The sequence below is a fragment of the Arthrobacter sp. OV608 genome, from assembly GCA_900110595.1.
Lineage (GTDB): Bacteria > Actinomycetota > Actinomycetes > Actinomycetales > Micrococcaceae > Arthrobacter.
Map to the genome: position 1 here is coordinate 214,763 of FOEZ01000007.1, position 22,874 is coordinate 237,636.

Annotated in this window: 20 protein-coding genes; 15 read left to right on the plus strand and 5 right to left on the minus strand. The window is 65.8% G+C overall.

Features of this window, described 5'->3' with window-relative positions; all coding sequences use genetic code 11:
* The first annotated feature begins 222 nt into the window (after nucleotides 1-222).
* Nucleotides 223-1,443 carry a PucR family transcriptional regulator gene (locus BMX78_RS11750; protein ID WP_091419561.1) on the plus strand — a complete coding sequence of 407 codons (1,221 nt, stop codon included), beginning with the start codon at nucleotides 223-225 and terminating at the stop codon, nucleotides 1,441-1,443.
* Here BMX78_RS11750 and BMX78_RS11755 read toward each other — a convergent pair.
* Nucleotides 1,440-1,862 carry a helix-turn-helix domain-containing protein gene (locus BMX78_RS11755; protein ID WP_091419563.1) on the minus strand — a complete coding sequence of 141 codons (423 nt, stop codon included), beginning with the start codon at nucleotides 1,860-1,862 and terminating at the stop codon, nucleotides 1,440-1,442. The two genes, BMX78_RS11750 and BMX78_RS11755, sit on opposite strands and share 4 nt — an antisense overlap.
* A gap of 84 nt (nucleotides 1,863-1,946) precedes the next feature.
* Here BMX78_RS11755 and BMX78_RS11760 point away from each other — a divergent pair, with 84 nt between their 5' ends.
* Complete coding sequence (locus BMX78_RS11760) at nucleotides 1,947-2,750, plus strand: alpha/beta fold hydrolase (RefSeq protein ID WP_091419564.1); 804 nt, start codon at nucleotides 1,947-1,949, stop codon at nucleotides 2,748-2,750.
* A gap of 28 nt (nucleotides 2,751-2,778) precedes the next feature.
* Here the strand turns inward: BMX78_RS11760 and ptsP are convergent, their stop codons facing one another.
* Nucleotides 2,779-4,464 carry a phosphoenolpyruvate--protein phosphotransferase gene (gene ptsP / locus BMX78_RS11765; protein WP_091419566.1) on the minus strand — a complete coding sequence of 562 codons (1,686 nt, stop codon included), beginning with the start codon at nucleotides 4,462-4,464 and terminating at the stop codon, nucleotides 2,779-2,781.
* 162 nt (nucleotides 4,465-4,626) lie between these two features.
* On the opposite strand from ptsP, the gene BMX78_RS11770 reads away from it, so the two are divergent.
* The 10 genes from BMX78_RS11770 to BMX78_RS11815 all read left to right on the plus strand — a co-directional run bounded on the left by BMX78_RS11770 (nucleotide 4,627) and on the right by BMX78_RS11815 (nucleotide 15,005).
* Nucleotides 4,627-5,355, plus strand: a complete 729-nt coding sequence (locus BMX78_RS11770; protein ID WP_091419568.1) for a TetR/AcrR family transcriptional regulator — start codon at nucleotides 4,627-4,629, stop codon at nucleotides 5,353-5,355.
* Between the two features lie 83 nt (nucleotides 5,356-5,438).
* On the plus strand, nucleotides 5,439-7,520 hold the full coding sequence (locus BMX78_RS11775; RefSeq protein WP_091419569.1) for a PTS mannitol transporter subunit IICBA: 2,082 nt from the start codon (nucleotides 5,439-5,441) through the stop codon (nucleotides 7,518-7,520).
* On the plus strand, nucleotides 7,520-8,683 hold the full coding sequence (locus BMX78_RS11780; protein ID WP_091419571.1) for a mannitol-1-phosphate 5-dehydrogenase: 1,164 nt from the start codon (nucleotides 7,520-7,522) through the stop codon (nucleotides 8,681-8,683). The genes BMX78_RS11775 and BMX78_RS11780 overlap by 1 nt, the downstream gene beginning before the upstream one ends.
* Before the next feature lie 175 nt (nucleotides 8,684-8,858).
* The gene (locus tag BMX78_RS11785) at nucleotides 8,859-9,806 is read left to right on the plus strand and encodes a siderophore ABC transporter substrate-binding protein (RefSeq protein ID WP_091419572.1); all 948 of its coding nucleotides are present in this window, start codon (nucleotides 8,859-8,861) and stop codon (nucleotides 9,804-9,806) included.
* Between the two features lie 21 nt (nucleotides 9,807-9,827).
* Complete coding sequence (locus BMX78_RS11790; protein WP_091419574.1) at nucleotides 9,828-10,835, plus strand: ABC transporter permease; 1,008 nt, start codon at nucleotides 9,828-9,830, stop codon at nucleotides 10,833-10,835.
* Nucleotides 10,828-11,880: an iron chelate uptake ABC transporter family permease subunit gene (locus BMX78_RS11795; protein ID WP_286138921.1), complete on the plus strand. Its 1,053-nt coding sequence runs from the start codon at nucleotides 10,828-10,830 to the stop codon at nucleotides 11,878-11,880. Before BMX78_RS11790 ends, BMX78_RS11795 begins: the two co-directional genes overlap by 8 nt.
* Complete coding sequence (locus tag BMX78_RS11800) at nucleotides 11,877-12,638, plus strand: iron ABC transporter ATP-binding protein (RefSeq protein WP_091419576.1); 762 nt, start codon at nucleotides 11,877-11,879, stop codon at nucleotides 12,636-12,638. Before BMX78_RS11795 ends, BMX78_RS11800 begins: the two co-directional genes overlap by 4 nt.
* Nucleotides 12,639-12,764: 126 nt before the next feature.
* Nucleotides 12,765-13,265, plus strand: coding sequence for a GNAT family N-acetyltransferase (locus tag BMX78_RS11805; protein WP_091419577.1), 501 nt, complete (start codon nucleotides 12,765-12,767; stop codon nucleotides 13,263-13,265).
* 41 nt (nucleotides 13,266-13,306) lie between these two features.
* Nucleotides 13,307-13,753, plus strand: coding sequence for a MarR family winged helix-turn-helix transcriptional regulator (locus BMX78_RS11810; RefSeq protein WP_091419579.1), 447 nt, complete (start codon nucleotides 13,307-13,309; stop codon nucleotides 13,751-13,753).
* Between the two features lie 28 nt (nucleotides 13,754-13,781).
* The gene (locus BMX78_RS11815) at nucleotides 13,782-15,005 is read left to right on the plus strand and encodes an MFS transporter (RefSeq protein ID WP_091419581.1); all 1,224 of its coding nucleotides are present in this window, start codon (nucleotides 13,782-13,784) and stop codon (nucleotides 15,003-15,005) included.
* Nucleotides 15,006-15,093: 88 nt separating this feature from the next.
* On the opposite strand, the gene BMX78_RS11820 is transcribed toward BMX78_RS11815, so the two are convergent.
* The 3 genes from BMX78_RS11820 to rraA all read right to left on the minus strand — a co-directional run bounded on the left by BMX78_RS11820 (nucleotide 15,094) and on the right by rraA (nucleotide 19,147).
* Nucleotides 15,094-16,533: a sugar porter family MFS transporter gene (locus tag BMX78_RS11820; protein WP_091419582.1), complete on the minus strand. Its 1,440-nt coding sequence runs from the start codon at nucleotides 16,531-16,533 to the stop codon at nucleotides 15,094-15,096.
* Between the two features lie 368 nt (nucleotides 16,534-16,901).
* Complete coding sequence (locus tag BMX78_RS11825; RefSeq protein WP_091419584.1) at nucleotides 16,902-18,554, minus strand: MDR family MFS transporter; 1,653 nt, start codon at nucleotides 18,552-18,554, stop codon at nucleotides 16,902-16,904.
* 98 nt (nucleotides 18,555-18,652) lie between these two features.
* Nucleotides 18,653-19,147, minus strand: a complete 495-nt coding sequence (rraA, locus tag BMX78_RS11830) for a ribonuclease E activity regulator RraA (RefSeq protein WP_091419586.1) — start codon at nucleotides 19,145-19,147, stop codon at nucleotides 18,653-18,655.
* A 156-nt stretch (nucleotides 19,148-19,303) separates the two neighbouring features.
* On the opposite strand from rraA, the gene BMX78_RS11835 reads away from it, so the two are divergent.
* From BMX78_RS11835 to BMX78_RS11845, 3 genes are all read left to right on the plus strand, one after another.
* Entirely contained in the window at nucleotides 19,304-20,608 is a 1,305-nt protein-coding gene (locus BMX78_RS11835; RefSeq protein ID WP_091419587.1) for an MFS transporter, read from the plus strand.
* A 136-nt stretch (nucleotides 20,609-20,744) separates the two neighbouring features.
* The gene (locus BMX78_RS11840; protein WP_091419589.1) at nucleotides 20,745-21,353 is read left to right on the plus strand and encodes a TetR/AcrR family transcriptional regulator; all 609 of its coding nucleotides are present in this window, start codon (nucleotides 20,745-20,747) and stop codon (nucleotides 21,351-21,353) included.
* 281 nt (nucleotides 21,354-21,634) lie between these two features.
* Nucleotides 21,635-22,834, plus strand: a complete 1,200-nt coding sequence (locus BMX78_RS11845; protein WP_091419590.1) for an NAD(P)-dependent malic enzyme — start codon at nucleotides 21,635-21,637, stop codon at nucleotides 22,832-22,834.
* The last annotated feature ends 40 nt before the right edge of the window (nucleotides 22,835-22,874 follow it).

The following is a 22,874-nucleotide window of genomic DNA, read 5'->3' on the forward strand; positions in this document are numbered from 1 at the left end:
TGTTCTCTGCTGGTAAGCCGGAAAAGTGGGGAAGGATTTCGTGTTTCCACGATAAATCCGGTTGTGAGCCAGCCGACATCACGTGGAGGAAGCGGTCATGGAAAAACACCGGAATTACAAGGATTTTGCCTCTGCAGCCTCGACGTTTGTTCAGCTGCAGAGCGTCAAGTGTCGCCTCATGTCCGTTCGTGCCGGATGCCTTGCAAGCAGTAGTGTTGCCCCATGCAGCAACAGGGTGTGGAGCAACTGGTGGAGCTGGTGGCACAGAAGCTGGGCCGCGGCCTTTCCCTGGAGGATCTGGACGGTGTGCTCCTCGCCTACAGCTCCAACCAGTCCCATGCCGACCGCGTCCGGGTGAACTTCCTGCTCAGCAAGAAAGTGCCGGCTGATGTCAGCGCCTGGCAGCTTTCGCACGGCATCGCCACCGCCGTCCGGCCGGTGGCGGTTCCTGCCAACCCGCACCTGGGCATGCTGGGCCGCGTCTGCGTCCCGCTGATGGTCCGCGGCTTCAGGGTGGGTTACCTGTGGGTGCAGCAGGACTCGGTGGAGGAAAATCCGACGGCGATTCTCACCCAGTTGCCTTCCGTCGCCAGCGAACTCGAAATGCTCTCAGCGCTGTTGCTGGATTCCAACACTGCTGAATCCGAATTCCGGCGCGGGCGTGAACGGGAATTCCTGGCCGCCTGTGCAGGGGAAACCAACGCCGTGGCGGCGGTGGGAGGCTGGAAGGAAATCCAGGGCCGCGGGCCCTGGCAAATGGTGACGGTGCTGGACGCCGATGGCGGGGCCGAAGGACCGGATCCCATTGCCGCCACCCTGATCCACCGCGCCGCCGCACTGCAGGCGACAGTTGGTGTGGACGCGGCACTCTTCAGTGCCGGAGCGAAAACCCACTCCGTGGTGCTGTTCCGCGAGTCGTCGGGCAGGGCGAACCATGCACAGGTCCTGGTGCACTATCAGCTCGAGCTGGCCAAGCGCTCCGGCCGCCCCGTGCAGCGGATCATCCTGGGCATCAGCGAAGGATTTACCAGGCCGCGGGAACTGGCCGAGGCCTACCGGCAATCCAAGCTGGCGGCCCAGGCCGCAGCAGTGGATCCGCAACTCGGGGAGCTCGTGGACTGCCGGTCCACCGGCGTCTATCAGCTCCTGGCTTCGGCGGGGGGAGGGGCAGGCGCCTGGGTGGATCCTGGCTCGGTCTACTTCCGGACGCTGGAGGACCACGACCGCAACGGCGAACTCATCCCCGTCCTGGAACTGCTCTACGACAACGACGGTTCCGTCCAGGACGTGGCCGCAAAACTCCATCTGCACCGGAGCAGCATCTACAACCGGCTGGGCCGGATCCGGCAACTGCTGGGCGTGGATCCGCTGAAGGGCATGCCCCGGCTGGAACTCCACGCTGCGCTGAAGATGCGCCGCTGGGCGGCGCGCCCCCGGATTTAAAGCTGGGTTCCGCCGTCGGCTTCTGAGCCTTGCTCTCCGGCAGCCTTGTGCCGGTCCTTTTTCTGCTCCTCGAGCCACGCCATGATGGCCGTGCGCGGAATGCGCCGGTGGCTGCCGCGGTACTCGACCGGGATCTCGCCGCGGTCGGTCATGTTGCGCAGGTAGGTGTGGGAGATGCCCGCCAGCTCCGCCGCTTTGGAGGTGGTCAGCATGTCCTCCACGCTGCTTACCGTCACGGCCTCACCGCGGCTGAAGCGCCGCAGGAGGTCGACGACAGCGTCCCTCGCCAAGGGCGGGAGGCGGTGGACGGTGCCGTCCACAAAAACAGTAATGTCATCGCTGCCGGCGAGGGCCCGTTCCAGCTTCCGGGCCTCCTCGGGCGGGAGCGCGGCGGCCATCCTGGGAGCAATCAGTGCCATGGCCACAGCCTAGCGGGCCGGCCCGCACCCTGCAGGGCGGCAGGCTTTGAACCGCCTATATTGCTCCGGCGGTATGCTCGCTTGATGGCATTGAATGGTGGCAGGGCCGTAGAAGCCGGCGGATTGCAGGGAATGCTGTATTCCTCCGTCCAGCGCAGGCACGGTACAAAGGGAATCCCCGATACCGGCGCGCGCCCCACCTATGTCCTGCTGCATGGCATTGGCGTTTCCCACCGATACCTGGCGCGCCTGCACCAGGAGCTGGTCAAGGCAGCGGACGTCTACTCCTTCGACCTCCCCGGCTTTGGCAAGTCGTCACGGCCCGGACGGCAGCTGCAGGTGGAAGACTTTGCCGAGTTTGTCAGCGCTGTGCTGACCGACGCCGGCGTCGCCAGCTACGTGCCGGTGGGCCACTCCATGGGCACCCAGTTTGCGGTGGAACTTGCCCTGCGTGAGCCTTGGCGGGTGGCCGGAGCCGTGCTGATGGGTCCCGTGGTGGAACCCGGCCGGAAATCGGTGGCGCAACAGGCCCTCGCGCTCACCCGGGACGCCATGTTCAGCGAGTCCCCGACTTCCAACGCGATTGTGTTCAGCGACTACTTCCGCGCAGGCCCGCGCTGGTATCTCACAGAATTGCCGGTGATGATGAGGTACCCGCTGGAGGAGCGGCTGGCCGGCGTCAGCCAGCCGGTGCTGGTGCTCCGCGGCACCAGGGACCCCATTGCGCGGCGTCCCTGGTGCGTCAAGCTCTCCGGTGCCGCCCCGCAGGGCAGCATGGGCGAGATTCGGGGGCAGGGCCACGTCTTCCAGCACACCGCCCCGGCTCTCGCCGCCCAGGCCATCAACGGCTGGGTGCGCGCCCTTAACGGATTCGACGTTACGGCCTGACGTTCCCAGGCTTTTGCTGCCGCCGGGGCTAGAGCCCCAGCTCCTCCAGCACAGGCAGCTTTTCGCGGACCCACGCCCGCGCCTCGGTGGCACTCGGGGCTGACAGCGCCAGCTTGGCCAGCTGCTGCGCCTCCTCCAGGGTCACCGTTTTGAGCACCGCAGCCACGGCGGCCAGGGAACGTGCCGTCATGGACAGGGTGCTCACGCCCAGGCCGGTCAGTACGACGGCGAGGGCGGGATCGGCGGCCGCCTCACCGCAGACGCCAACGGGTTTGTTGTTGCCCTCCGCGCGTGAGCCCTCAACTGTCAGCCCCACCAGGCGCAGGACTGCCGGCTGCCAGGGCGTGTTGAGGTTGGCCAGCGGGCCCAGCTGCCGGTCGGCGGCCATGGCGTACTGTGTGAGGTCGTTGGTGCCAAGGCTTGCGAAGCCCACTTCCCGCAGGATGGCTTCGGCCGTCAGTGCTGCGGAGGGAACCTCCACCATCACGCCGGGCGTTTTGATCCCGGCGTCTGCGCACATGGAGGCAAAGCGGGCAGCCTCTTCCGCCGTGGAGATCATGGGGGCCATCACCCACACATCCGCTTCAGACTGTTGCTCGGCGAGGGCGATGGCTTCGAGCTGCCGGTCCAGCACGCCGGGAGTAGTGAAGTCGGTGCGGTAGCCGCGGACGCCCAGGGCGGGGTTGGGCTCGGTGGAATCGGTGAGGAAGGGCAGCGGCTTGTCGGCCCCGGCGTCCAGGGTGCGCAGGACAACCTTCTTGCCCGGGAAGGCATCAAAAACGCTCTTGTAGGCCGCGGCCTGCTCCTCGACAGAAGGTTCGGTATCACGTTCCAGGAAGCAGAACTCGGTGCGGAACAACCCCACGCCCTGGGCGCCCAGCTTGGCTGCCGCCACAGCATCCTTGCCGCCGCCCACGTTGGCGAGCAGCGGCACCTGGTGCCCGTCCGCCGTCGTACCTGTCCCCGTGAACTCGGACAGTAGGGACGCCGTGGCCGCCCACGCTTCCGCGGCCGCGCGCAAGGATTCGTCAGGCTCGGCGATGACGGTTCCGGCGGCGCCGTCCACATACACTTCCGTGCCGTCCGGGACCTCGTCCACCCCTACCGCCGCAACCACAGCGGGCAGGCCCAGGGAGCGGGCGATGATGGCGGTGTGCGACTGGGGGCCGCCGCCTGCCGTGACGAGAGCCAGGACCTGGTTGGGATCCAGGGTGGCGGTGTCTGCAGGGGCAAGGTCGTCGGCCACCAGGATGAAGGGGGTGGCGGAGGCGGGGATGCCCGGCGCGGGAACTCCCCGGAGCTCGGCGACGATGCGGGCGCGCACGTCCAGGACGTCCGTGGCGCGTTCGGCCATGTAGCCGCCCAGGTTGTGCAGCATTTCCGAGACGGAGGAGCCGGACTCCCAGATGGCGCGCTCGCCGGAGGTGCCGCGGGCAATGAGCTTGGAAGCACCCTTGATCAGCATGGTGTCCTTGGCCATCAGTGCCGTGGCTTCAAGGACAGCCTTGCCGTCACCGGTGGCATGGGCTGCGCGGGACTTCAGTTCGTCATGCACGGCCTGGGCGGCTGCCTTCAGGGCTGCGGTGGCTTCCTCTGCGGTGGTGTCCGGTGCCAGCTGCTCGCCGGCCGGAGGTTCACTGATGGGTTTGGGCATCTGCCGGACGGTGCCGATAACGCGGCCTGGACTGACGCCTACTCCTGGGAAGTTCTGCACTGAAGGTCCTCATTCTCTGCCGGTTTGCCAGGCCCGCCAATATGTCCGGCGCCATGCCGGTCCACCGGCGGACTGCTACGTCCGCCAGGCGGGAAACGTGCCTGAAAAAATTGTATGTGATTCAGTTCATATAGCATTGCTATAGGTGCTAGGGTAGCGGTTATGAGTTTGGATGGCCAGCTTCCCCCCAAAATGCGACTGCTTCGTGCAGCGGCGGAGTTGTTGGCAAAATCCGCGGGAGCCCCCGTTTCCACCCGCCAGATTACGCAGCTGGCGGGGGTATCGGCTCCCACGCTTTACCACCACTTCGGTGACAAGGAAGGTCTGTTCGACGCCGTCGTCGCCGCAGGGTTTGAAGAGTATGTAGCGGGTGAAAGGGATTTCGCCCCCTCCGGACAGCCGCTCGAGGATATCCGGAGAATGTGGGACAACCACGTGCAGTTCGGGCTTAACCAGCCGGAGCTGTACCTGGTGATGTTCGGCAATATCCGCCCGGAAAGCCGCCCGGCCATCGTTGCAGACGCCGAGGCTCTGATGGAGGAGATGCTGAACAAGGCAGCGGCGGCGGGCCAGCTGAACGTCCAGCCCCGGGAGGCAGCCAGGTCCATCCTGGCCGCCAATGTGGGCGTGACGCTGATGCTGATTGCGGAGCCCGCCTCCGAACGGAACCTCGAACTGTCCACCATGACCCGGGACGCCATGATTTTTGCGGTGTCAGCCGAGCCCGCCAGCGGGGCGGCGCCGGAGGACACCGGAAAGTCCTCGGTGGTGGTGGCCGCGATCGCCCTGAACGCCGCACTTCAGGCCTCGCACTCAGACCAGCTCTCCAGCTCGGAACTCAAACTCTTCCTCGAATGGCTTCACCGCATCTCCACAAGCCCGGCAGGCTGAAAAACGCCAGAACGTCCAGCAGTACGTCGTCGTAAATATCGGACCATCCTGCGCAGCCGCAGGAATGACGGTTAGGAAATCACATGGCAACAGAGACAGTTGCAAAACCCCGCACCAGCGCGCGCGTGCACGTCCAAAAGTTCGGGACCTTCCTGTCCGGAATGATCATGCCCAACATCGGCGCCTTTATTGCCTGGGGCCTGATCACCGCCCTCTTCATTGAAAAGGGCTGGATCCCCGTCCCCGAACTGGGCGGCTTTGGCACCAACGCGGCGGGCAAGCCGAACACCGGCCTCGTGGGGCCAATGATCACCTATCTGCTGCCGCTCCTGATCGCCTACACCGGCGGCCGGATGGTGTACGACGTACGCGGTGGCGTGGTTGGTGCCATCGGCACCATGGGTGTCATTATCGGCGCCGGCATTCCGATGTTCATCGGCGCCATGATCATGGGCCCCCTGGGCGGCTGGACCATGAAGAAGATCGATTCGCTCTGGGACGGCAAGATCCGCCCCGGCTTCGAGATGCTGGTCAACAACTTCTCGGCGGGCATCTGGGGTGCCATATTGGCGCTGCTTGGCTTCTACGGGATCGCCCCGCTGGTTTCGGCCTTCAGCACCGGCGCCGGCAACGTGGTCCAGTTCCTGGTCAACAACGGCCTGCTGCCGCTCACCAGCATCTTCATTGAGCCGGCCAAGGTCCTTTTCCTGAACAACGCCATCAACCACGGCGTGCTCACCCCGCTGGGCATCCAGCAGTCCCTCGACCAGGGCAAATCCATCCTGTTCCTGCTCGAAGCCAACCCCGGCCCGGGACTTGGACTCCTGCTCGCGTACATGTTCTTCGGAAAAGGGGCAGCCAAGGCCTCCGCTCCCGGTGCAGCCATCATCCACTTCCTGGGCGGCATCCACGAGATCTACTTCCCGTATGTCCTGATGCGCCCGCTGCTCATCCTGGCAACAATCGCCGGCGGCATGACGGGCATCGCCACGCTCGCCATCACCAACTCCGGCCTGGTGGCTCCATCCGCCCCCGGCTCCATCTTCGCGGTGCTGGCCCAGACATCCAGGGACAGCTACCTTGGGGTGATCCTGGCGGTACTCCTGGCTACGGCAGTCTCCTTCCTGGTGGCCTCGGTCATCCTGAAGACCACCAAGCACAGCGATGAGGTGGACCTCAACGACGCCACCTCCCGCATGGAGCAGATGAAGGGCAAGAAGAGCTCTGTGGCTTCCACCCTCACCGGTGCCCGCGCAGCTGCCGGGGCAGGCGGAGTGGGCGTCCTCGCCGGCCCGGTGCGCAACATCGTGTTCGCGTGCGACGCCGGTATGGGCTCCAGTGCCATGGGCGCCTCCGTGCTGCGGAACAAGATCAAGGCTGCCGGGTTCCCGGACGTCAAGGTCACCAATGCCTCCATCGCCAACCTCAACGACACCTACGACGTTGTGGTCACCCACCAGGACCTCACCGAACGTGCAAAGCCGGCAACGTCCAGTGCTGTGCACTATTCAGTGGACAACTTCATGAACAGCCCCCGGTACGACGAAATCGTGGAGCTGGTCCGGGAAAGCAACACCGAGGGCAGCACGGCAACCGAGGGCCCGGATGCGGGTGCGGGGACCCCCGGCGGCGCGTCAGCCTCACAATCTGCAAGGGGTCCTGCGGCCGGAGCAGCAGCGGCCGGTACCACCGCCGTCGGAGGTTCCGAAACCGAAGCCTCAGGGGCGGGCACGGGCGAGATCCTGGCCCGGGAGAGCGTGGTGCTCAACGGCTCAGCCACCACCCGTGACGCCGCCATTGACGAAGCCGGCCGGCTCCTGCTGGCCCGCGGCGCCGTGGATGAGGACTACGTCCGGGCCATGCACGAGCGCGAACAGTCCGTGTCCACCTACATGGGCAGCTTCCTGGCCATCCCGCACGGAACCAACGCTGCAAAGGACCACATCCGAAAGTCCGCGGTGTCCGTGATCCGCTACCCCGATGGCATTGACTGGAACGGCAAGCAGGTCAAGTTCGTGGTGGGCGTTGCCGGCATCAACAACGAGCACCTGCACATCCTGTCCTCCATCGCGAAGGTCTTCACCAACAAGGAACAGGTGGCCCGGCTGGAGGCGGCAACGTCCGAGGACGAGATCCTGGAACTCTTCGGAAAGGTCAACGCATAGTGAAGGCAGTACATTTCGGGGCAGGAAATATCGGGCGTGGCTTCGTAGGCCTGCTCCTGCACGACGCCGGCTATGAGGTGGTGTTCGCCGACGTCGCCGAGGAGCTGATCAACCAGCTCTCGGTGGCGGACAGCTACGCCGTGCACGAGGTGGGCGAAAACCCGGCCGTGCGGACGGTGGACAACTTCCGGGCGTTGAACTCCACCACCCAGGAAGCTGAGCTGGTCGAGGAAATCGCGACGGCGGACATCGTTACCACCGCGGTGGGGCCGCACATCCTCAAGTTCGTGGCTCCCGTGATTGCCAGGGGCATCGTGGCCAGGGAGCCAGGCCTGCCGCCGCTGCAGGTCATGGCCTGCGAGAACGCGATCAACGCCACGGACATCCTGGCCAAGGAGGTGGCCTCCCAGCCGGGGGCCGCCGCCGGGGCGCTGGACGGCAAGGCAGTGTTCGCGAACACCGCGGTGGACCGGATCGTGCCCAACCAGGAAGCCGGCCAGGGCCTCGACGTCACTGTGGAAACCTTCTATGAATGGGTCATTGACCGCACTGCCTTCGGTGGTTCCGCGCCGGTGATTCCGGGAGCCACGTTTGTGGACGAGCTCTCGCCGTACATCGAGCGGAAGCTGTTTACGGTGAACACGGGCCACGCTTCGGCCGCCTACCTCGGGTTCGAAGCGGGCCTGGAGAAGATTTCCGATGCCATGGCGGACCAGGACGTTGCCGAGGACGTGCGGGCCGTGCTGGAGGAAACCAAGCAGCTCCTGGTCAGCAAGCACGGCTTCAGCAACGACGAACAGGAAGCCTACGTCCAGAAGATCCTGGTCCGCTTCTCCAACCCGTACCTGCCGGACACGGTCAACCGGGTGGGCCGCGCCCCACTGCGGAAGCTGAGCCGGCACGAGCGCTTCATCGGCCCGGCTGCCGAACTCGCCGAACGGGGGGTGGTTCCGGAGGCCCTGCTTGGCGCCATCGCGGCAGCCCTGCGCTTCAACGACCCCGCCGACACCGAGGCAACCGAGCTGGCTGACATCCTGGCGGCGAGCAGCCCCGCCGACGCCACGGCCAAAATTACGGGTCTGGAGCCGGAGCACCCGCTGTTCAACGCCGTGGCCACGCTCGTAGAAGAACGCCAGGCGGAGATGACCCGCACTCCCGCCTGACCGCAGTCCCCATCACGACGCCGGCACCCACCTGGGTGCCGGCGTCGTTCTGTGTGATCTCTCCCACTTAGGCCCAAATACGGCCCCTTCCGCTTTGAAGTTAGCCTGCCCTTACTAATAGGCTCTGGACTATTACGCAACGTGGTTGTGATGTATTAGTCGACTGGAGAACAACGTGAAGAAGAAGCTTTCGAGCTACCTGGGGGCACTGGCTGCGGGAGCGGCGCTCTTGACCGTAACGGCATGCGGAGGAAACGCGACGGCCACCCCGGCCGAGGAAGCCACCACCATCACCGTGGAGCACGCGCAGGGCAGTACCGCCAACGTGCCCGTCAACCCGGAGAAGGTCTTCACGTTCGACCTCGGCGTCCTGGACACCCTCGATGCGCTCGGTGTCGAGCCTGCCGGAGTGCCCGAAGCCGCCTACCCCGAGGCGCTGGCAAAGTACTCGGACGCCAAATACGCCAAGATCGGTTCACTGAAGGAGCCGGACTTCGAAGCCGTCAGCGCCGGCGGCCCGGACCTCATCATCATTTCCGGACGCACCGCCGGTGCCTATGAGGAACTGAGCAAGATCGCCCCCACCATCGACCTGTCCATCGATGCGGCCCAGCCGATGGAAAGCTTCAAGGCCCAGACCGAAAAGCTTGGAACCATCTTCAACAAGTCAGCGGAAGTGGAAAAGCAGCTCGCGGCAGTTGATGCCACCGTTTCTGACACCAAGTCCAAGGCGGCCAACGCTGGCAAAGGCCTCATCGTCCTGACCTCAGGCGGCGAAGTCACCGCCTACGGGGCGGGCTCCCGGTTCGGCATCATCCACGACGTCCTCGGGGTACCTACGGCCGCCGACGTCAAGGTGGACGGCAGCCACGGTGAGGCCATCTCCTTCGAGTACATCAAGCAGGCCAACCCGGACATCCTGTACGTCATCAACCGCGACACCGCTGTGGGCACCGAAGCCTCCGCCGCCAACCCCATCCTGGATAACGAACTGGTGCAGTCCACCAATGCCGCCAAGAACAACAAGGTGGTCAACCTTGACCCCGCCGGCTGGTACGTGGTGGGCTACGGCCTGAACAACGTCAAAGCGATGGTGGACGCAGTCGCCGCCTCCGTGGCGTAACGCCCAGGGTTCCAGACTCCCATGACCGCCACCGCCGTGCGCCCCCTCGCGCCGGCAACACGCAGCCGGGCCCGCCACAGTGCAGGCCTGGCTGCGGCCGCAGTTGCTGTTCTTGCCCTCGCCGCCGCCAGCATGTTCGTCGGCGTCAGCGATGTTTCCCTTCCCGCCCTGTTGTCAGGGGATCCGGCCACGGCGGAGGTCTTCTGGATCTCCCGCGTGCCGCGCACGCTCGCAGTGCTGCTCGCCGGGATGGCCGTGGCCGTTGCCGGCCTGATCATGCAGCTGATGGCCCGGAACCGCTTCGTGGAGCCGTCCACCGTAGGCACCGTGGAGTCCGCCACCCTGGGGATCCTGGTGGTCGCGGTCTTTGCCCCGCAGGCTCCGGTGCCCGCCAAAATGGTCGTGGCCAGCGGCTTTGCGTTGCTGGGGACTGCGCTGTTCCTGGCCATCCTGCGCCGCCTCCCGGCCCGGAACACCCTCCTTATCCCGCTGGTGGGCATCATGCTGGGCGGAGTCATCGGGGCGGTCACCACTTTCTTCGCCTACCGCTACGACCTGCTGCAGACCCTGAGCAACTGGATGATCGGTGACTTCTCCGGCGTGCTGCGGGGCCGCTATGAGCTGCTCTGGATCGTCGCCGTCCTTATGCTGCTGGGCATGCTGGGCGCAGACCGGTTCACCGTGGCCGGAATGGGTCAGGACTTCACCACCAACCTTGGCCTGAATTACGGCCGGACCATGCGGCTGGGCCTGGTGATCGTCTCCCTGATCTCGGCCGTAGTGGTAACGACAGTGGGCGCCGTGCCCTTCCTGGGGCTGGTGGTTCCCAACATCGTGTCCCTCATTTTTGGCGACAACCTCCGCCGCGCCGTCCCGTGGACCGCCCTGTTCGGCGCCGCGTTCGTGCTGGTCTGCGACATCATCGGCCGGACCATCCGCTACCCCTACGAGGTGCCTGTGGGCATGGTGATGTCCGTGCTGGGCGCCGTCATCTTCCTCGTCCTGATCCTGAGGAAGCGCAATGCCTGAAAGCCCAACGCTGCAGCCGCCGGTGAAGGAACGGCCTGCCTCCACGGCTCCGGCCGCAGTCGGAGGGGCGCATCGGCTCAAAGCTGCCGTCCGGAACGCCTCACCGCGCCTGGTGACGGGCATCCTGCTCGTGGTGACTGCCGCCGTCGTCTGCTTCTTCCTGTTCTTCGAGCTCAAGGGCAACGTGGGCTACATCCTGCCGCGCCGGGCCATCAAGGTGGCAGCCATGCTGCTGGTGGCCGTGGCTGTGGGGGTTTCGACGCTCCTGTTCCAGACGGTCACCGCGAACCGGATCCTCACTCCGTCCATCATGGGTTTCGACTCGCTCTACATCCTGGTGCAGACGGTGATGACGTTCACCCTTGGCGCTGCCGCGGTGGTGGCCGCCCCGCCCATGCTCCAGTTCGGGGCTGAGGTGCTGCTGATGGTGGCGTTCAGCGCGCTGCTGTACCGCTGGATGTTCACCGGTGCCACCCGTTCCCTGCACCTGCTCCTGCTGGTGGGCGTCATCCTGGGCAGCCTGTTCCGCGGCCTGTCCTCGCTGCTGCAGCGGCTGATGGAGCCCAGCGAGTTCATCATCCTGCAGGACCTGTTTTTCGCGAGCTTCAACAACGTGGACCCGGCGTTGCTCGGGGTTTCCGCCATCATTATTGCCGCCGTCTGTGCCGTTGCCTGGCGGGCGCGGCACACGCTGGATGTCCTGGCTCTGGGCCGTGACGTGGCCATCAACGTGGGTGTGGACCACCGCGCGGTGGTGATGCGGGTGCTGCTGGGCTGCTCCTTGCTGGTGGCGGTGTCCACCGCTCTGGTGGGGCCGGTGACCTTCTTTGGACTGCTGGTGGTGAGCCTGGGCTACCAGCTGTGCCGCGGCTTCAGCCACGCCTGGCTGCTGCCCATCGTGGTGCTGATCGGCGCCGTTGCTCTGGTGGGCGGGCAGCTGCTCCTGGAGAAGGTGTTCGGCTTCGGCACCGCGCTGAGCGTGGTCATCGAATTTACCGGCGGCATTCTCTTCCTATACCTCCTCCTGAAAGGGTCGCTGAAATGACCATCGCGGTCCGGAACGTCTCCAAGAGCTACGGCGGCCAAGCGGTCCTTGACGACGTCAGCTGCGTGATCCCCGAGGGTGGCGTCACCTCCATCATCGGCCCCAACGGGGCGGGCAAGTCCACGCTGCTCTCGCTGATCAGCCGGCTGCAGCCGCTCGAGGCAGGCGTCGTCACAGTGGCCGGGCTGGACGTCGCCGCCACGGACAGCCGGGAGCTGGCCAGGACCATGGCGATCCTCCGTCAGGAGAACCACCTGACCATGCGGCTCACCGTCCGGGACCTCGTTGCCTTCGGCAGGTTCCCGCACTCCGGCGGGCGGCCCACCGTGGAGGACCTCGCCAAGGTGGAGGAAGCCATCGCCCACCTGGACCTGACCCCCATGGCGGACAAGTTCGTGGATGAACTTTCGGGCGGCCAGCGTCAGCGGGCATTTATCGCCATGGTGCTGGCCCAGGACACCCGGTACCTGCTCCTGGACGAACCGCTGAACAACCTGGACATGAAGCACTCGGTGGAGATGATGCGGCTCCTGCGCCGGCTGGCTGACGAGTTCGGCAAGACCATCGTCCTGGTGGTCCACGACATCAACTTCGCGTCCTGCTACTCGGACACCATCCTGGCCATGAAGGACGGGCGCCTGGTCCACCAGGGCAGCCCGCGGCAGATCATGCAGCAGGCCATGCTCCGCGACGTCTACGACATCGACATCCGCATCGAGGACATCGACGGCAACCGGATCGGCGTCTACTTCGCCTGACCCTCCCCGACCCCCGCTCACCTGTGGCCGCCTTCCTCCCGACGCCCGCTCACCTGTGGCCGCCTTCCTCCCGACGCCCGCTCACTTTCGTGCGAGGCTGGGCTGGTGACCTAGAGCCAAGCTGCCATGCCCTTCCTCCTGACCTCCGACGTCGACGGCGGGACCTTCCGCCTGCGCGGCGCCTTACGGGCGGACCTGCCGGCCATCGTGAGCCTGCTCGCGGACGATTCCCTGGGTTCCGGGCGCGAGCGTGCTGCGGACATGGCGCCCTACGAACGCGCCTTCGAGGCGCTCGACGCCGACCCTTCCCACCTGCTCATCGTGGGAGAGTTGCTCCCGGGCGGAGGAGGGGACGCGGCTGTTGTCGCCACCTTCCAGCTCAGCTTCCTGCCCGGCATATCACGGCAGGGGGCCTGGCGCTCGCAGATCGAGGGGGTGCGGGTTGCGGACAGCCTCCGCGGCAATGGCATCGGCAACGTGATGGTGCAGTGGGCTATCGACGAGTCCCGCCGCCGCGGCTGTGCGCTGATGCAGCTGACCACGCACAAAACGCGCCTTGCCGCGCATAGGTTCTATGAGCGGCTCGGGTTTGAAGCCAGCCACCAAGGCATGAAGCTGACACTCTGAGCCTTGACCCTTAGGTAGCCTAACTGTTAGGCTACCTAACGATGAACAAAAGAAGCGATCACGAGGAGCTGCACGCGCTTGCCGGCGACTTCCGCGAGGCTCTCCGCCACAGTGTGTACTTGGTGCGCCGGCTCGATGCCGACGGTGAACTCAGCGCAGCCCAGCTCAGCACCCTGAAAATGCTGCTGGACGACGGCGTGCGGGTGGGGGGGATCGCGCGGAACCTGGGTGTCCGCGTGCCCAGTGCCACCGAGCAGATCATCAAGCTGGAGCGGGCAGGACTGGCCCGGCGCGAACCTGACCCGCACGACTCCCGGGCCGTCCGCGTGGTGCTCACCGCGAAAGGCCGCGCCGCCGTCGACTCCGCCAATGCCCGGCGCAATGCCGTGATGGCCGGCATCCTCAGCTCCCTGTCCGAGCAGGACCGGCAGGCCCTGGCGGCCGCCCTTCCCGTCATTGGAAAAATCAACGCGTCGCTGCTGCAGTGACGCACGCATCCCTTTAGGAGCAACCTTCATGAACGGCCAAGCAGACACACTGCCGGCAGCAGAAGCAACCCTGAAGGCCGAAAAGGCCTCATTCCTCAAGCAACCAAAGGCGGTATGGGCTACAGCCCTGGCCGCCGTTTTTGCGTTTATGGGCATCGGACTGGTGGACCCCATCCTGCCCGCCATCGCCACCAACCTCGATGCCAGCCCCAGCGAGGTGTCCTTGCTCTTCACCAGCTATTTCCTGGTGACGGCCGTGGCAATGCTGATTACGGGTTACGTTTCCTCACGCATCGGCGGCAAGAAGACCCTGCTGATCGGGCTCGCCGTCATCGTGGTGTTTTCCTCACTCTCCGGTCTGTCCGGCAGCGTGGGGGAGCTGGTGGGCTTCCGGGCCGGCTGGGGGCTGGGCAACGCCCTGTTCGTTGCCACGGCACTGGCCGTGATCGTCGGTGTAGCCAGCGGCGGGGCCGGTACGGCGATCATCCTCTACGAGGCCGCACTGGGCCTTGGCATTTCGCTTGGCCCGCTCCTGGGTGCCCTGCTGGGCGGCTGGCAGTGGCGCGCGCCGTTCTTCGGAACCGCGGGCCTGATGGCTGCCGCCTTTGTGGCCCTCGTGGTGCTGCTCCCCAGGACCCCGCTGCCGGAACGGAAGGTCCGCCTGCGTGATCCCCTGCTGGCACTGGGCCACAAGGGACTGCGCACCACCGCCGTCAGCGGTCTGTTCTACAACTACGGCTTCTTCACCATCCTGGCGTTCACGCCGTTCATCCTGGGCATGGACGCCTACGGCATCGGCGGGGTGTTCTTCGGCTGGGGCGTGGCTGTGGCGGTCTTCTCCGTGTTCGTGGCGCCTGTGCTGCAGAACCGCTTCGGGGCTACTACGGTCCTGGCCGGAACCCTCCTGGCCCTGACGGTCACCCTTGTTGGGCTGGGACTGGCCGCTGGGCACTCGGTACCTGCCGTCGTCGTCCTGGTGGTGCTCTCCGGCGCCCTGCTGGGCATCAACAACACCATCTACACGGAACTGGCAATGGGCGTTTCGGATTCCCCGCGCCCGGTGGCCTCGTCCGGCTACAACTTCGTGCGGTGGATGGGCGGAGCCCTTGCCCCTTTCGCGGCCGCCCAGCTGGGCGAGCATTTCGGCCCGCAGGTCCCGTTCTTTGCAGGGGCTGTGGCTATGGTGGGGGCTATCGGCGTCGCCCTGGCCGGCCGGAAGTACCTGGCAGCGCACGAGCCGCACGTGGTCTAGCTGTTTCCCGCTCCAAATACAGCAAACCCTCCATCACGCCATGTGATGGAGGGTTTGCTGTTGAGCTGCGGAAGGTGATGGGGCGTGGCTAGGCCTTCTTGGAGCCCTTGGCCACGAACAGGGTCTCCGCCTGCTCCAGGGACATCCCGTTCGTTTCCGGGACCTTGAACATCACAAAGAAGAACGACGCCGCCGCGAACAGCGCGTACATGGCGTACGTGAGCGGCAGGGAACCGGCGGCCATCACCGGGAAGCTCAGCGTGATGGCAAAGTTCGCCACCCACTGCGCCGCGGCGGCCAGGCCCAGTGCGCGGGCACGGATCCGGGACGGGAAGATCTCGCCCAGCAGCACCCACACCAGCGGGCCCCAGGACGCGCCGAAGCTGACCACAAAAACGTTGGCGGCCACCAGTGCCACCGGACCCCAGGCGCCCGGCAGGGAGATGTTCTCACCGGAGCCCACTGCGGACGAGAATGCCAGTGCCATGGCGCCCAAGGACACGGCCATACCTACCGAGCCTGCCAGCAGGATGGGCCGGCGGCCGATCCGGTCCACCAGGGCGATGGCCACGAGGGTGACCAGGATGTTCGTGATGGAGGTGGCCACGGAGATGGCGAGTGAGTCCTTTTCCTGGAAACCCACTGCCTTCCACAGGGTGGTGGAGTAGTAGAAGATCACGTTGATGCCCACGAACTGTTGCAGGACGGACAGGATGATCCCCACCCAGACCACCGCCTGCAGGCCGAACGCCTTGCCGCGCAGTGAGCCCTTCTGGCCGGCGAGCTTGTCCTCTTCAATGGCGTCACGGATCTCGCGGATGTGCCGGTCGGTGTCCTCCGCCGGGGCAATCGAATCAAACACCTTGCGTGCCTCGTCTTCCTTGCCCAGGAATACCAGGAACCGCGGGGATTCAGGAAGCGTGTAAGCAACCCAGCCGTACACCACGGCGGGCACGGCGGCGGCCAGGAACATCCAGCGCCAAGCCTCGATCCCCAGCCAGAAGGACTGGTCGGCGCCGCCGGCGGTGGTGGCGAACAGCGCGTCGGAGAGCAGCGCCGCGAAAATGCCTGTGGTGATGGCGAGCTGCTGCAGCGAGGCCAGGCGGCCGCGGACCTTGCGCGGTGAGATCTCCGAGATGTAGGCGGGCGCGATCACCGACGCCAGGCCGATCCCCAGCCCGCCCACGAGCCGCCAGAAGATCAGGTCCCAGACGCTGAAGGCGAAGCCGGTGCCGATGGCGCTGACCAGGAACAGCAGTGCTCCCAGCTTCATGGCGGGGATGCGGCCGTACCGGTCGGCCACCTTTCCGGCCAGGTAGGCGCCCGCGGCGCAGCCCAGCAGGGCGATGGCCACTGCAAAGCCCGTCACAGCCTCGGACAGCGCGAATTCTGCTTTCATGGCGTCCACCGCTCCGTTCACCACGGACGAGTCGAAGCCGAACAGGAATCCGCCCACCGCGCCTGCAAGCGCCAGCCAGATCACCCGCCGCGGTATCTGGGCGGTTGTCTGCTCCTGGGCAGTGGGCATGGTTCTCCCTTGGTCTGGGGTTGGGTGGATGCGGTGCGGACGTCGTCGGCTGCGGAACCGGCCACCAGGCCGGCGCACTCGCGCTGTACAGTGTTCCACGCCACCGCGAACTCTTCCAGTCAGCAGGGTTGCGATTGCGCGTCCCGTCACCACCCAAGGAGGACGACGGCGGCGGGCCGGGCCGCCGTCGTCCTCGCCCCACGTGCAGGGGCACTTGGGGCGAGGAACGCAGAAACCCTCCTGCTCAGAGGCAAGAGGGTTTCGGCGGAAGCGGCCACAAGGGAGCGGGCGTCCGGAGGGAAGCGGCCACAAGGGAGCGGGCGTCCGGAGGGAAGCGGCCACAAGGGAGCGGGCGTCCGGATGGGAAGTTAGTGCACCGCGGCCGGCTCCTGCGGGGCAGCCTTCGGGTCCGAGAGCTTCTTGTTCGGCAGGGCGAAGCTGATGAGGAAGGCGATGCCAGTCAGCACGGCTGCCGTGAGCATCACGGCGTCAATCGCGTAGGCGAAGCCCTCCGTGATGGGCCGGGTCAGGGTGCTGTTGGCGGTGTGGAGCCAGCTGGTGTCGTTGAGGGAGTCGTTGGACGCCCCGTTCTGGAAGAACTCGTAAAGCTTGGCGTTGGCGGGGTCAGCTGCCACTGCGGGGTCCCGCAGGACGGCCTGGTAGTCCGGGCTGGCCATGGCCGACTTCATGCTGTCCGCGATCCGGCTGGCCGCCAGGCTGAACAGCATCGAGATGAACACGGCGGTGCCCACGGCGCCGCCCATAGAGCGGAAGAACGCGGAAGAGGACGTGCCCACACCCATGTCACGGCGCGGCACGGATACCTGCATGGCCAGGGTGAGCGGCTGCATGCAGAAACCCAGGCCCAGGCCGAAGAACACCGCGATCACGCCGGGAACCCACAAGCCAGTGTCCACGCCCAGGGACAGCCCCATCACCATGGCGGCCGCGGTGAGGATGGCCGTGCCCATTATCGGGAAGATCCGGTAGGTGCCGGACGATGAAATGGTGCGCCCGGCCGCGATGGAGCCGGTGAGGATGCCCACGCTGAAGGTGATCATCATCAGGCCCGCCTCGGTGGGCGTGAGGCCCTTGACCAGCTGCAGGTACATCGGCAGCATGGCGATGGCACCAAACATGCCGATGCCGATGATGAAGTTCAGCAGCGAAGACATCCCGAAGGTCGCATTCCGGAAGAGCCGCAGCGGGATCAGGGCGTAGTCGCCGGCGCGCTTTTCGGCGAGCAGGAACCAGGCGATGCCCACCACGCCCAGGCCGTAGCACAGGAATGAGTTCAGGGAGACCCAGCCCCAGGTGCGGCCCTGCTCTGCCACCAGCAGGAGCGGCACAATGGCTACGGTGATGGCGGCCGCGCCCCAGTAGTCGATCTTCTGCTTCACGTGCTTGGCCGGCAGGTGCAGGAACAGGAAAACCACCGCCAGTGCAGCCAGGCCGATGGGCAGGTTGATAAAGAACACCCAGCGCCAGCCGTCGAAACCCAGGATGTTGGCAGAACCGGCGAATGCCCCGCCCACCACGGGGCCAAGCACCGAGGAAATGCCGAAGACAGACATGAAGTAGCCCTGGTACTTGCCCCGGTCCTTCAGGGACACAATGTCCCCGATGATGGTCAGCGCAAGTGCCAGCAGGCCGCCGGCACCCAAGCCCTGGATACCACGGGCAATGGCGAGTTCGGTCATGGAATGGACCGAGCCCGCGTACAGGGAGCCGGCCAGGAAGATGATGATGGCTGTCAGGTACAGCGGCCGGCGGCCGAAGATGTCGCTGAGTTTGCCGTACAGCGGGGTGCTTACGGTGGACGTGATGAGGTACGCGGTGGTGGCCCAGGCCTGGAGCGAGAGCCCGTCCAGGTCGTTGGCGATGGTGTAGATGGACGTGGACACAATGGTCTGGTCCAGCGAGGCCAGGAACATGCCCAGCATCAGGCCGACCATCACGGTGACGATTTGGCGCTGCGTGAGGGTTTCTCCAGCGGCGCGCACGGCAGGGGGTTGGGACATGGATGCTCCAGGGAAGTAATACGCTTTGATAGTTGCTTTCAGTAACTATCTTACGCTCGTACCTATTCCCTGGAATCGAAAGTTGTTTTCGTGCGGCTTCAGCGCTCCACGAGGATCCCGTCGGGATCGCACCAGATGGTGGAACCCGAACGGATGGTCACGCCGTCAATTTGCACGTCCACATCGACCTCGCCCGCCCCGGCTTTCGCGCTCTTGCGGGGGTTGCTGCCCAGGGCCTTGACGCCAAGGTCCAGAGCGGCAATCGCCTCGCGGTCACGTATCGCTCCATTAATCACGACGCCGGCCCAGCCGTTCGCTACGGCACTTTCGGCGATCATGTCCCCCATCAGGGCCGTGCCCAGCGAGCCGCCGCCGTCCACCACCAGCACATTGCCGTTGCCCGGGGTGGCCAACGTGGACTTCACCAGGGCGTTGTCCTGGAAGCAGCGGATGGTCCTCACCGTGCCGCTGAAGTGCGAGCGGCCGCCCAGTGACTGGAACTGCAGGGATACCGAGGCCAGCTCGTCCCCGCGTTCGTCGTACAGGTCTGCGGTGTTGATGTTGTTGGCGGGGTTCTGCGCTGGTGCCGTCATGGGATCTCCAGGTCTTTAGTACTTACGCGGTTCACGGGGCCGTTTTGCGGTTGCCGGGCAGCAAGCTGCCGCAAGTTAGGTTGCCGAATAACAAGCCGCGCGATGAAGCCCACGATAGTCTGACTTTTATCGCTAACCGTCCAGGGGGAACCAGCCATGAGCCTGCCAGACACACCCGCAGCGGCGGATCCCGGCTCTTCATCAAGACCCGGCGACGGAGCGGAGCATTCGACGGCGGCGCTCGCCGAGCCAACGGCGAAGGTCACTGCGCGGTGGGTCACGGGGCTGGTGCTGGTCAACGTCGGCATCAATGCCGCGTTCTTCGGGCCAATCAACGTCTTTATCGCCGAGCAGGCCATTGGCATCGACGAAACAAACAAGGAAGCCATCGCTTCCCTCGTACTTGGGTGCGGTGCCGCCGTATCCCTGGTGGCCAATCCGCTGTTCGGGGCGCTGTCTGACCGGACGGTCTCGGGTTTCGGCCGGCGTGCCCCCTGGGTACTGGCCGGTGCCGTCCTGGCCACGGCAGCATTGCTGGCGTTGTCCGGGGCCACGGCTGTTGCCCTGATGGTCCTGTTCTGGTGCCTGGTCCAGCTGGGCGCCAATGCGGCCTATGCCGCCATCACCGCCGCCATCCCGGACCGGGTGCCGGTGCTGCAGCGCGGCGGAGTGGGGGGAGTTGCGGCGCTGGGCCAAACAGCCGGCATCCTCCTGGGCTCAGTCTTCGGGGCGGTGGTGTCGGGAAACTACATGGTGGGCTACGCCCTGTGTGCTGCCGCCCTGCTGTTCTCGGTGCTGCCGTACGTGTTCCACCGGAATGACCCGCCGCTGCCGAGGGCGCTCCGCCCGCCTTTCTCGTGGCGCAGCTTCCTCCGCGGCTTCTGGATCAGCCCGGCCCGCCACCCGGACTTCGCCTGGGCCTGGCTCACCCGCTTCCTGGTGAACGTCTGCAACCAGTTGACCATTGTGTACCTTATCTTTTTCCTCGGGGACGTCCTCAAGCTTGAGAACCCGGCGCTGGGAGTCCTGATCCTGACCGGCATTTATGCGGCGTTGGTGATGGTTACTGCGGTGATTGCGGGGCCGTGGAGCGACCGGCTGGGCCGGCGGAAGCCGTTTGTGATCGGATCCTCAGTCCTCATTGCCCTCGCGGGCCTCACTCTGGCGTTTTTCCCAGTATGGACCGGCGCCCTGGTTGGCGCCGCCATCTTGGGCGTGGGGTTCGGCGCCTACCAGGCCGTTGACTTTGCGCTGCTGACGCAGGTGCTGCCGCAGGCCGCCGACCGTGGCAAGGATATGGGGGTCATTAACGTGGCCGCCTCGCTGCCGCAGGTGTTCGCTACCGGCCTCGCGTTCCTCGCGGTGACGTACTTCGGGGGGTACTTCACGCTGTTCACTACTGCGGCTGTCATGGGCCTCCTGGGTGCGGTGTTTGTCGTCAAGATCAAGGGCGTCCGCTAAGCCTGTGGCAGGCGGAAGTAAGCCGCCTGACTAAATACGCCACATGGCTGTGCCGTATAGTTGAACCGGATCGCAGGCGGTCCGGGATGGGGGACGCTCCTGGCTGCTGCCCGTCAAAACACAACCCGGAATACAGATGCCTGAGACTCTTCCAGACCATCCGCCCATGGCCGCCATGCCCTCTGCCCCGCGCCAGCGGCTGCGCTATTCACGCATGCTTGAAGCGGCCGGCAGTTTTGCCCGCAAGGGCCTGGACTCCGTGGATCTGGCTGAGGTGGCGGCCAAGGCCGACGTTCCCCTCGGTACGGTCTACCGCTACTTTCCCACCCCCACGCACCTGATGCTCGCGCTCTACCGGCACCAGCTCGGAGAGTTGCAGGCCGCAGGGCGTGCCACGGCAGCCAGATTCCGTGGGCGCGCCCTGGGCGGCCTGGTGATGGAGATTTTCCACATGCGGGTGATGCAGCCGGCAGTGGAGCAGTGCCTGAGCCGCGGCGTATATCTTCCGGACCGGGATACCACGGCCCTGCTGCGCGAGATCGATGCATTGGGCGAAAAGGTGGTGGCCAGCGCCTGCGGCGACGCCATTGTGGCCCGGGTGCTCCTGTTGACGGTCACTGGTCTGGTCCAGTCCGTCCGGAACCGCCGGCTGTCCCTCTTTGAAGCTGAAGAAGACCTCAAAAAGGCCTGCGCACGGCTCGCTCCGGCTGCCGAGGGCAGCTACACACTCCACCAAAGCGCGTAACAGGTCTAGACCAATTGCCCATTAAATCGGGCTTATTGCCGTGGCGTGGATCACAAACCTGTCTGCGGAAACGTTTTAGCATGCGCAGCCGCCGTCAAATCGCCTCCGGGTGACCTTTTCCGCTGTCTACCATGGGGAACGGAGCAGCAGGGAGCATCCCCGACGCTCCCACGGACCCGCCACCCCTGGGTAATCCGCCGCACCTCTTCCAATGCCTCAGGTCCATTCGGGCCCGAGCCCCATGTGCCGTGTGACCACGGCGAGCACCAGGAGACAACGACGTGTCCATTGACGCAATTGCAGCCACCGACAACTCCGCAGCCACGGCGCTGAGCGAAGCCGAGATCTTCGACGCACACCAGGGCGGCAAGCTCTCCATCGCCAGCACCGTCCCGCTGTCCAACAAGCGCGACCTCTCCATTGCCTACACTCCCGGTGTAGCCGAGGTCAGCCGTGCCATCCACGCCAAGCCGGAACTGGCCCGCACCCTCACCTGGGCCGAGCGCCTGGTGGTCGTGGTCAGCGACGGCACCGCCGTCCTGGGCCTGGGCAACATCGGCGCCAGCGCGTCGCTGCCCGTGATGGAGGGCAAGTCCGCCCTGTTCAAGACCTTCGGCGACCTTGACTCCATTCCCCTGGTGCTGAACACCACGGATGTGGATGAAATCGTGGAGACCCTGGTCCGGCTGCGGCCCAGCTTCGGCGCCGTCAACCTCGAGGACATCTCCGCTCCGCGCTGCTTCGAGCTGGAGGAAAAGCTCATCGAGGCGCTGGACTGCCCGGTGATGCACGATGATCAGCACGGCACCGCCGTGGTTGCCCTCGCCGCGCTGACCAACGCCGCCAAGGTGACCGGCCGCGAACTGGACAGCCTGCACGTGGTGGTCTCCGGCGCAGGAGCCGCCGGCATCGCCGTCGCCGAAATCCTGCTGGCCGCCGGCATCACCGATGTGGTCCTGCTGGACTCCCGCGGCATCATCAACGCCGGCCGCAAGGACCTCGCCGCGGACCCGGCCAGCAAGAAGGCTGATATCGCAGGCCGCAGCAACCCGCGCGGAGTGGAAGGCGGACCGGCCGAGGCCCTCGCCGGAGCAGACGTCTTCATCGGCGTCTCCTCCTCCAAGCTGGCCGAAGAGCACCTCGCCCTGATGAACCAGGACGCCATCGTGTTCGCGCTGTCCAACCCGGACCCCGAGGTCCTGCCCGAGGTGGCCGTCAAGTACGCCGCCGTGGTGGCCACCGGCCGCAGCGATTTCCCCAACCAGATCAACAACGTGCTGGCCTTCCCGGGCATCTTCCGCGGCGCCCTGGACGCCGGGGCCCGCCGCATCACCCCGGCCATGAAGCTCGCCGCGGCTTACGCCATCGCCGACCTTGCCGCCGAGGACCTCTCCGCGGACTACATCGTGCCCAGCCCGCTCGATCCGAGAGTCGCGCCCGCTGTCACCGCAGCCGTTGCCGCCGCGGTGGAGGCAGAGTAGCGCGCATTCCCCTAGCGGAATATACGACGGCGGCGCCTCC

Bases quoted from the DNA above. Each gene is read 5' to 3' on its own strand.
- BMX78_RS11815 (WP_091419581.1), top strand. From the start codon at position 13,782: ATGAACGGCCAAGCAGACACACTGCCGGCAGCAGAAGCAACCCTGAAG.
- BMX78_RS11835 (WP_091419587.1), top strand. From the start codon at position 19,304: ATGAGCCTGCCAGACACACCCGCAGCGGCGGATCCCGGCTCTTCATCA.
- BMX78_RS11750 (WP_091419561.1), top strand. From the start codon at position 223: ATGCAGCAACAGGGTGTGGAGCAACTGGTGGAGCTGGTGGCACAGAAG.
- BMX78_RS11760 (WP_091419564.1), top strand. From the start codon at position 1,947: ATGGCATTGAATGGTGGCAGGGCCGTAGAAGCCGGCGGATTGCAGGGA.
- BMX78_RS11795 (WP_286138921.1), top strand. From the start codon at position 10,828: ATGCCTGAAAGCCCAACGCTGCAGCCGCCGGTGAAGGAACGGCCTGCC.
- BMX78_RS11805 (WP_091419577.1), top strand. From the start codon at position 12,765: ATGCCCTTCCTCCTGACCTCCGACGTCGACGGCGGGACCTTCCGCCTG.
- rraA (WP_091419586.1), bottom strand. From the start codon at position 19,147: ATGACGGCACCAGCGCAGAACCCCGCCAACAACATCAACACCGCAGAC.
- BMX78_RS11820 (WP_091419582.1), bottom strand. From the start codon at position 16,533: ATGCCCACTGCCCAGGAGCAGACAACCGCCCAGATACCGCGGCGGGTG.
- BMX78_RS11810 (WP_091419579.1), top strand. From the start codon at position 13,307: ATGAACAAAAGAAGCGATCACGAGGAGCTGCACGCGCTTGCCGGCGAC.
- BMX78_RS11790 (WP_091419574.1), top strand. From the start codon at position 9,828: ATGACCGCCACCGCCGTGCGCCCCCTCGCGCCGGCAACACGCAGCCGG.
- BMX78_RS11840 (WP_091419589.1), top strand. From the start codon at position 20,745: ATGCCTGAGACTCTTCCAGACCATCCGCCCATGGCCGCCATGCCCTCT.
- BMX78_RS11755 (WP_091419563.1), bottom strand. From the start codon at position 1,862: ATGGCACTGATTGCTCCCAGGATGGCCGCCGCGCTCCCGCCCGAGGAG.
- BMX78_RS11770 (WP_091419568.1), top strand. From the start codon at position 4,627: ATGAGTTTGGATGGCCAGCTTCCCCCCAAAATGCGACTGCTTCGTGCA.
- BMX78_RS11775 (WP_091419569.1), top strand. From the start codon at position 5,439: ATGGCAACAGAGACAGTTGCAAAACCCCGCACCAGCGCGCGCGTGCAC.
- BMX78_RS11825 (WP_091419584.1), bottom strand. From the start codon at position 18,554: ATGTCCCAACCCCCTGCCGTGCGCGCCGCTGGAGAAACCCTCACGCAG.
- BMX78_RS11800 (WP_091419576.1), top strand. From the start codon at position 11,877: ATGACCATCGCGGTCCGGAACGTCTCCAAGAGCTACGGCGGCCAAGCG.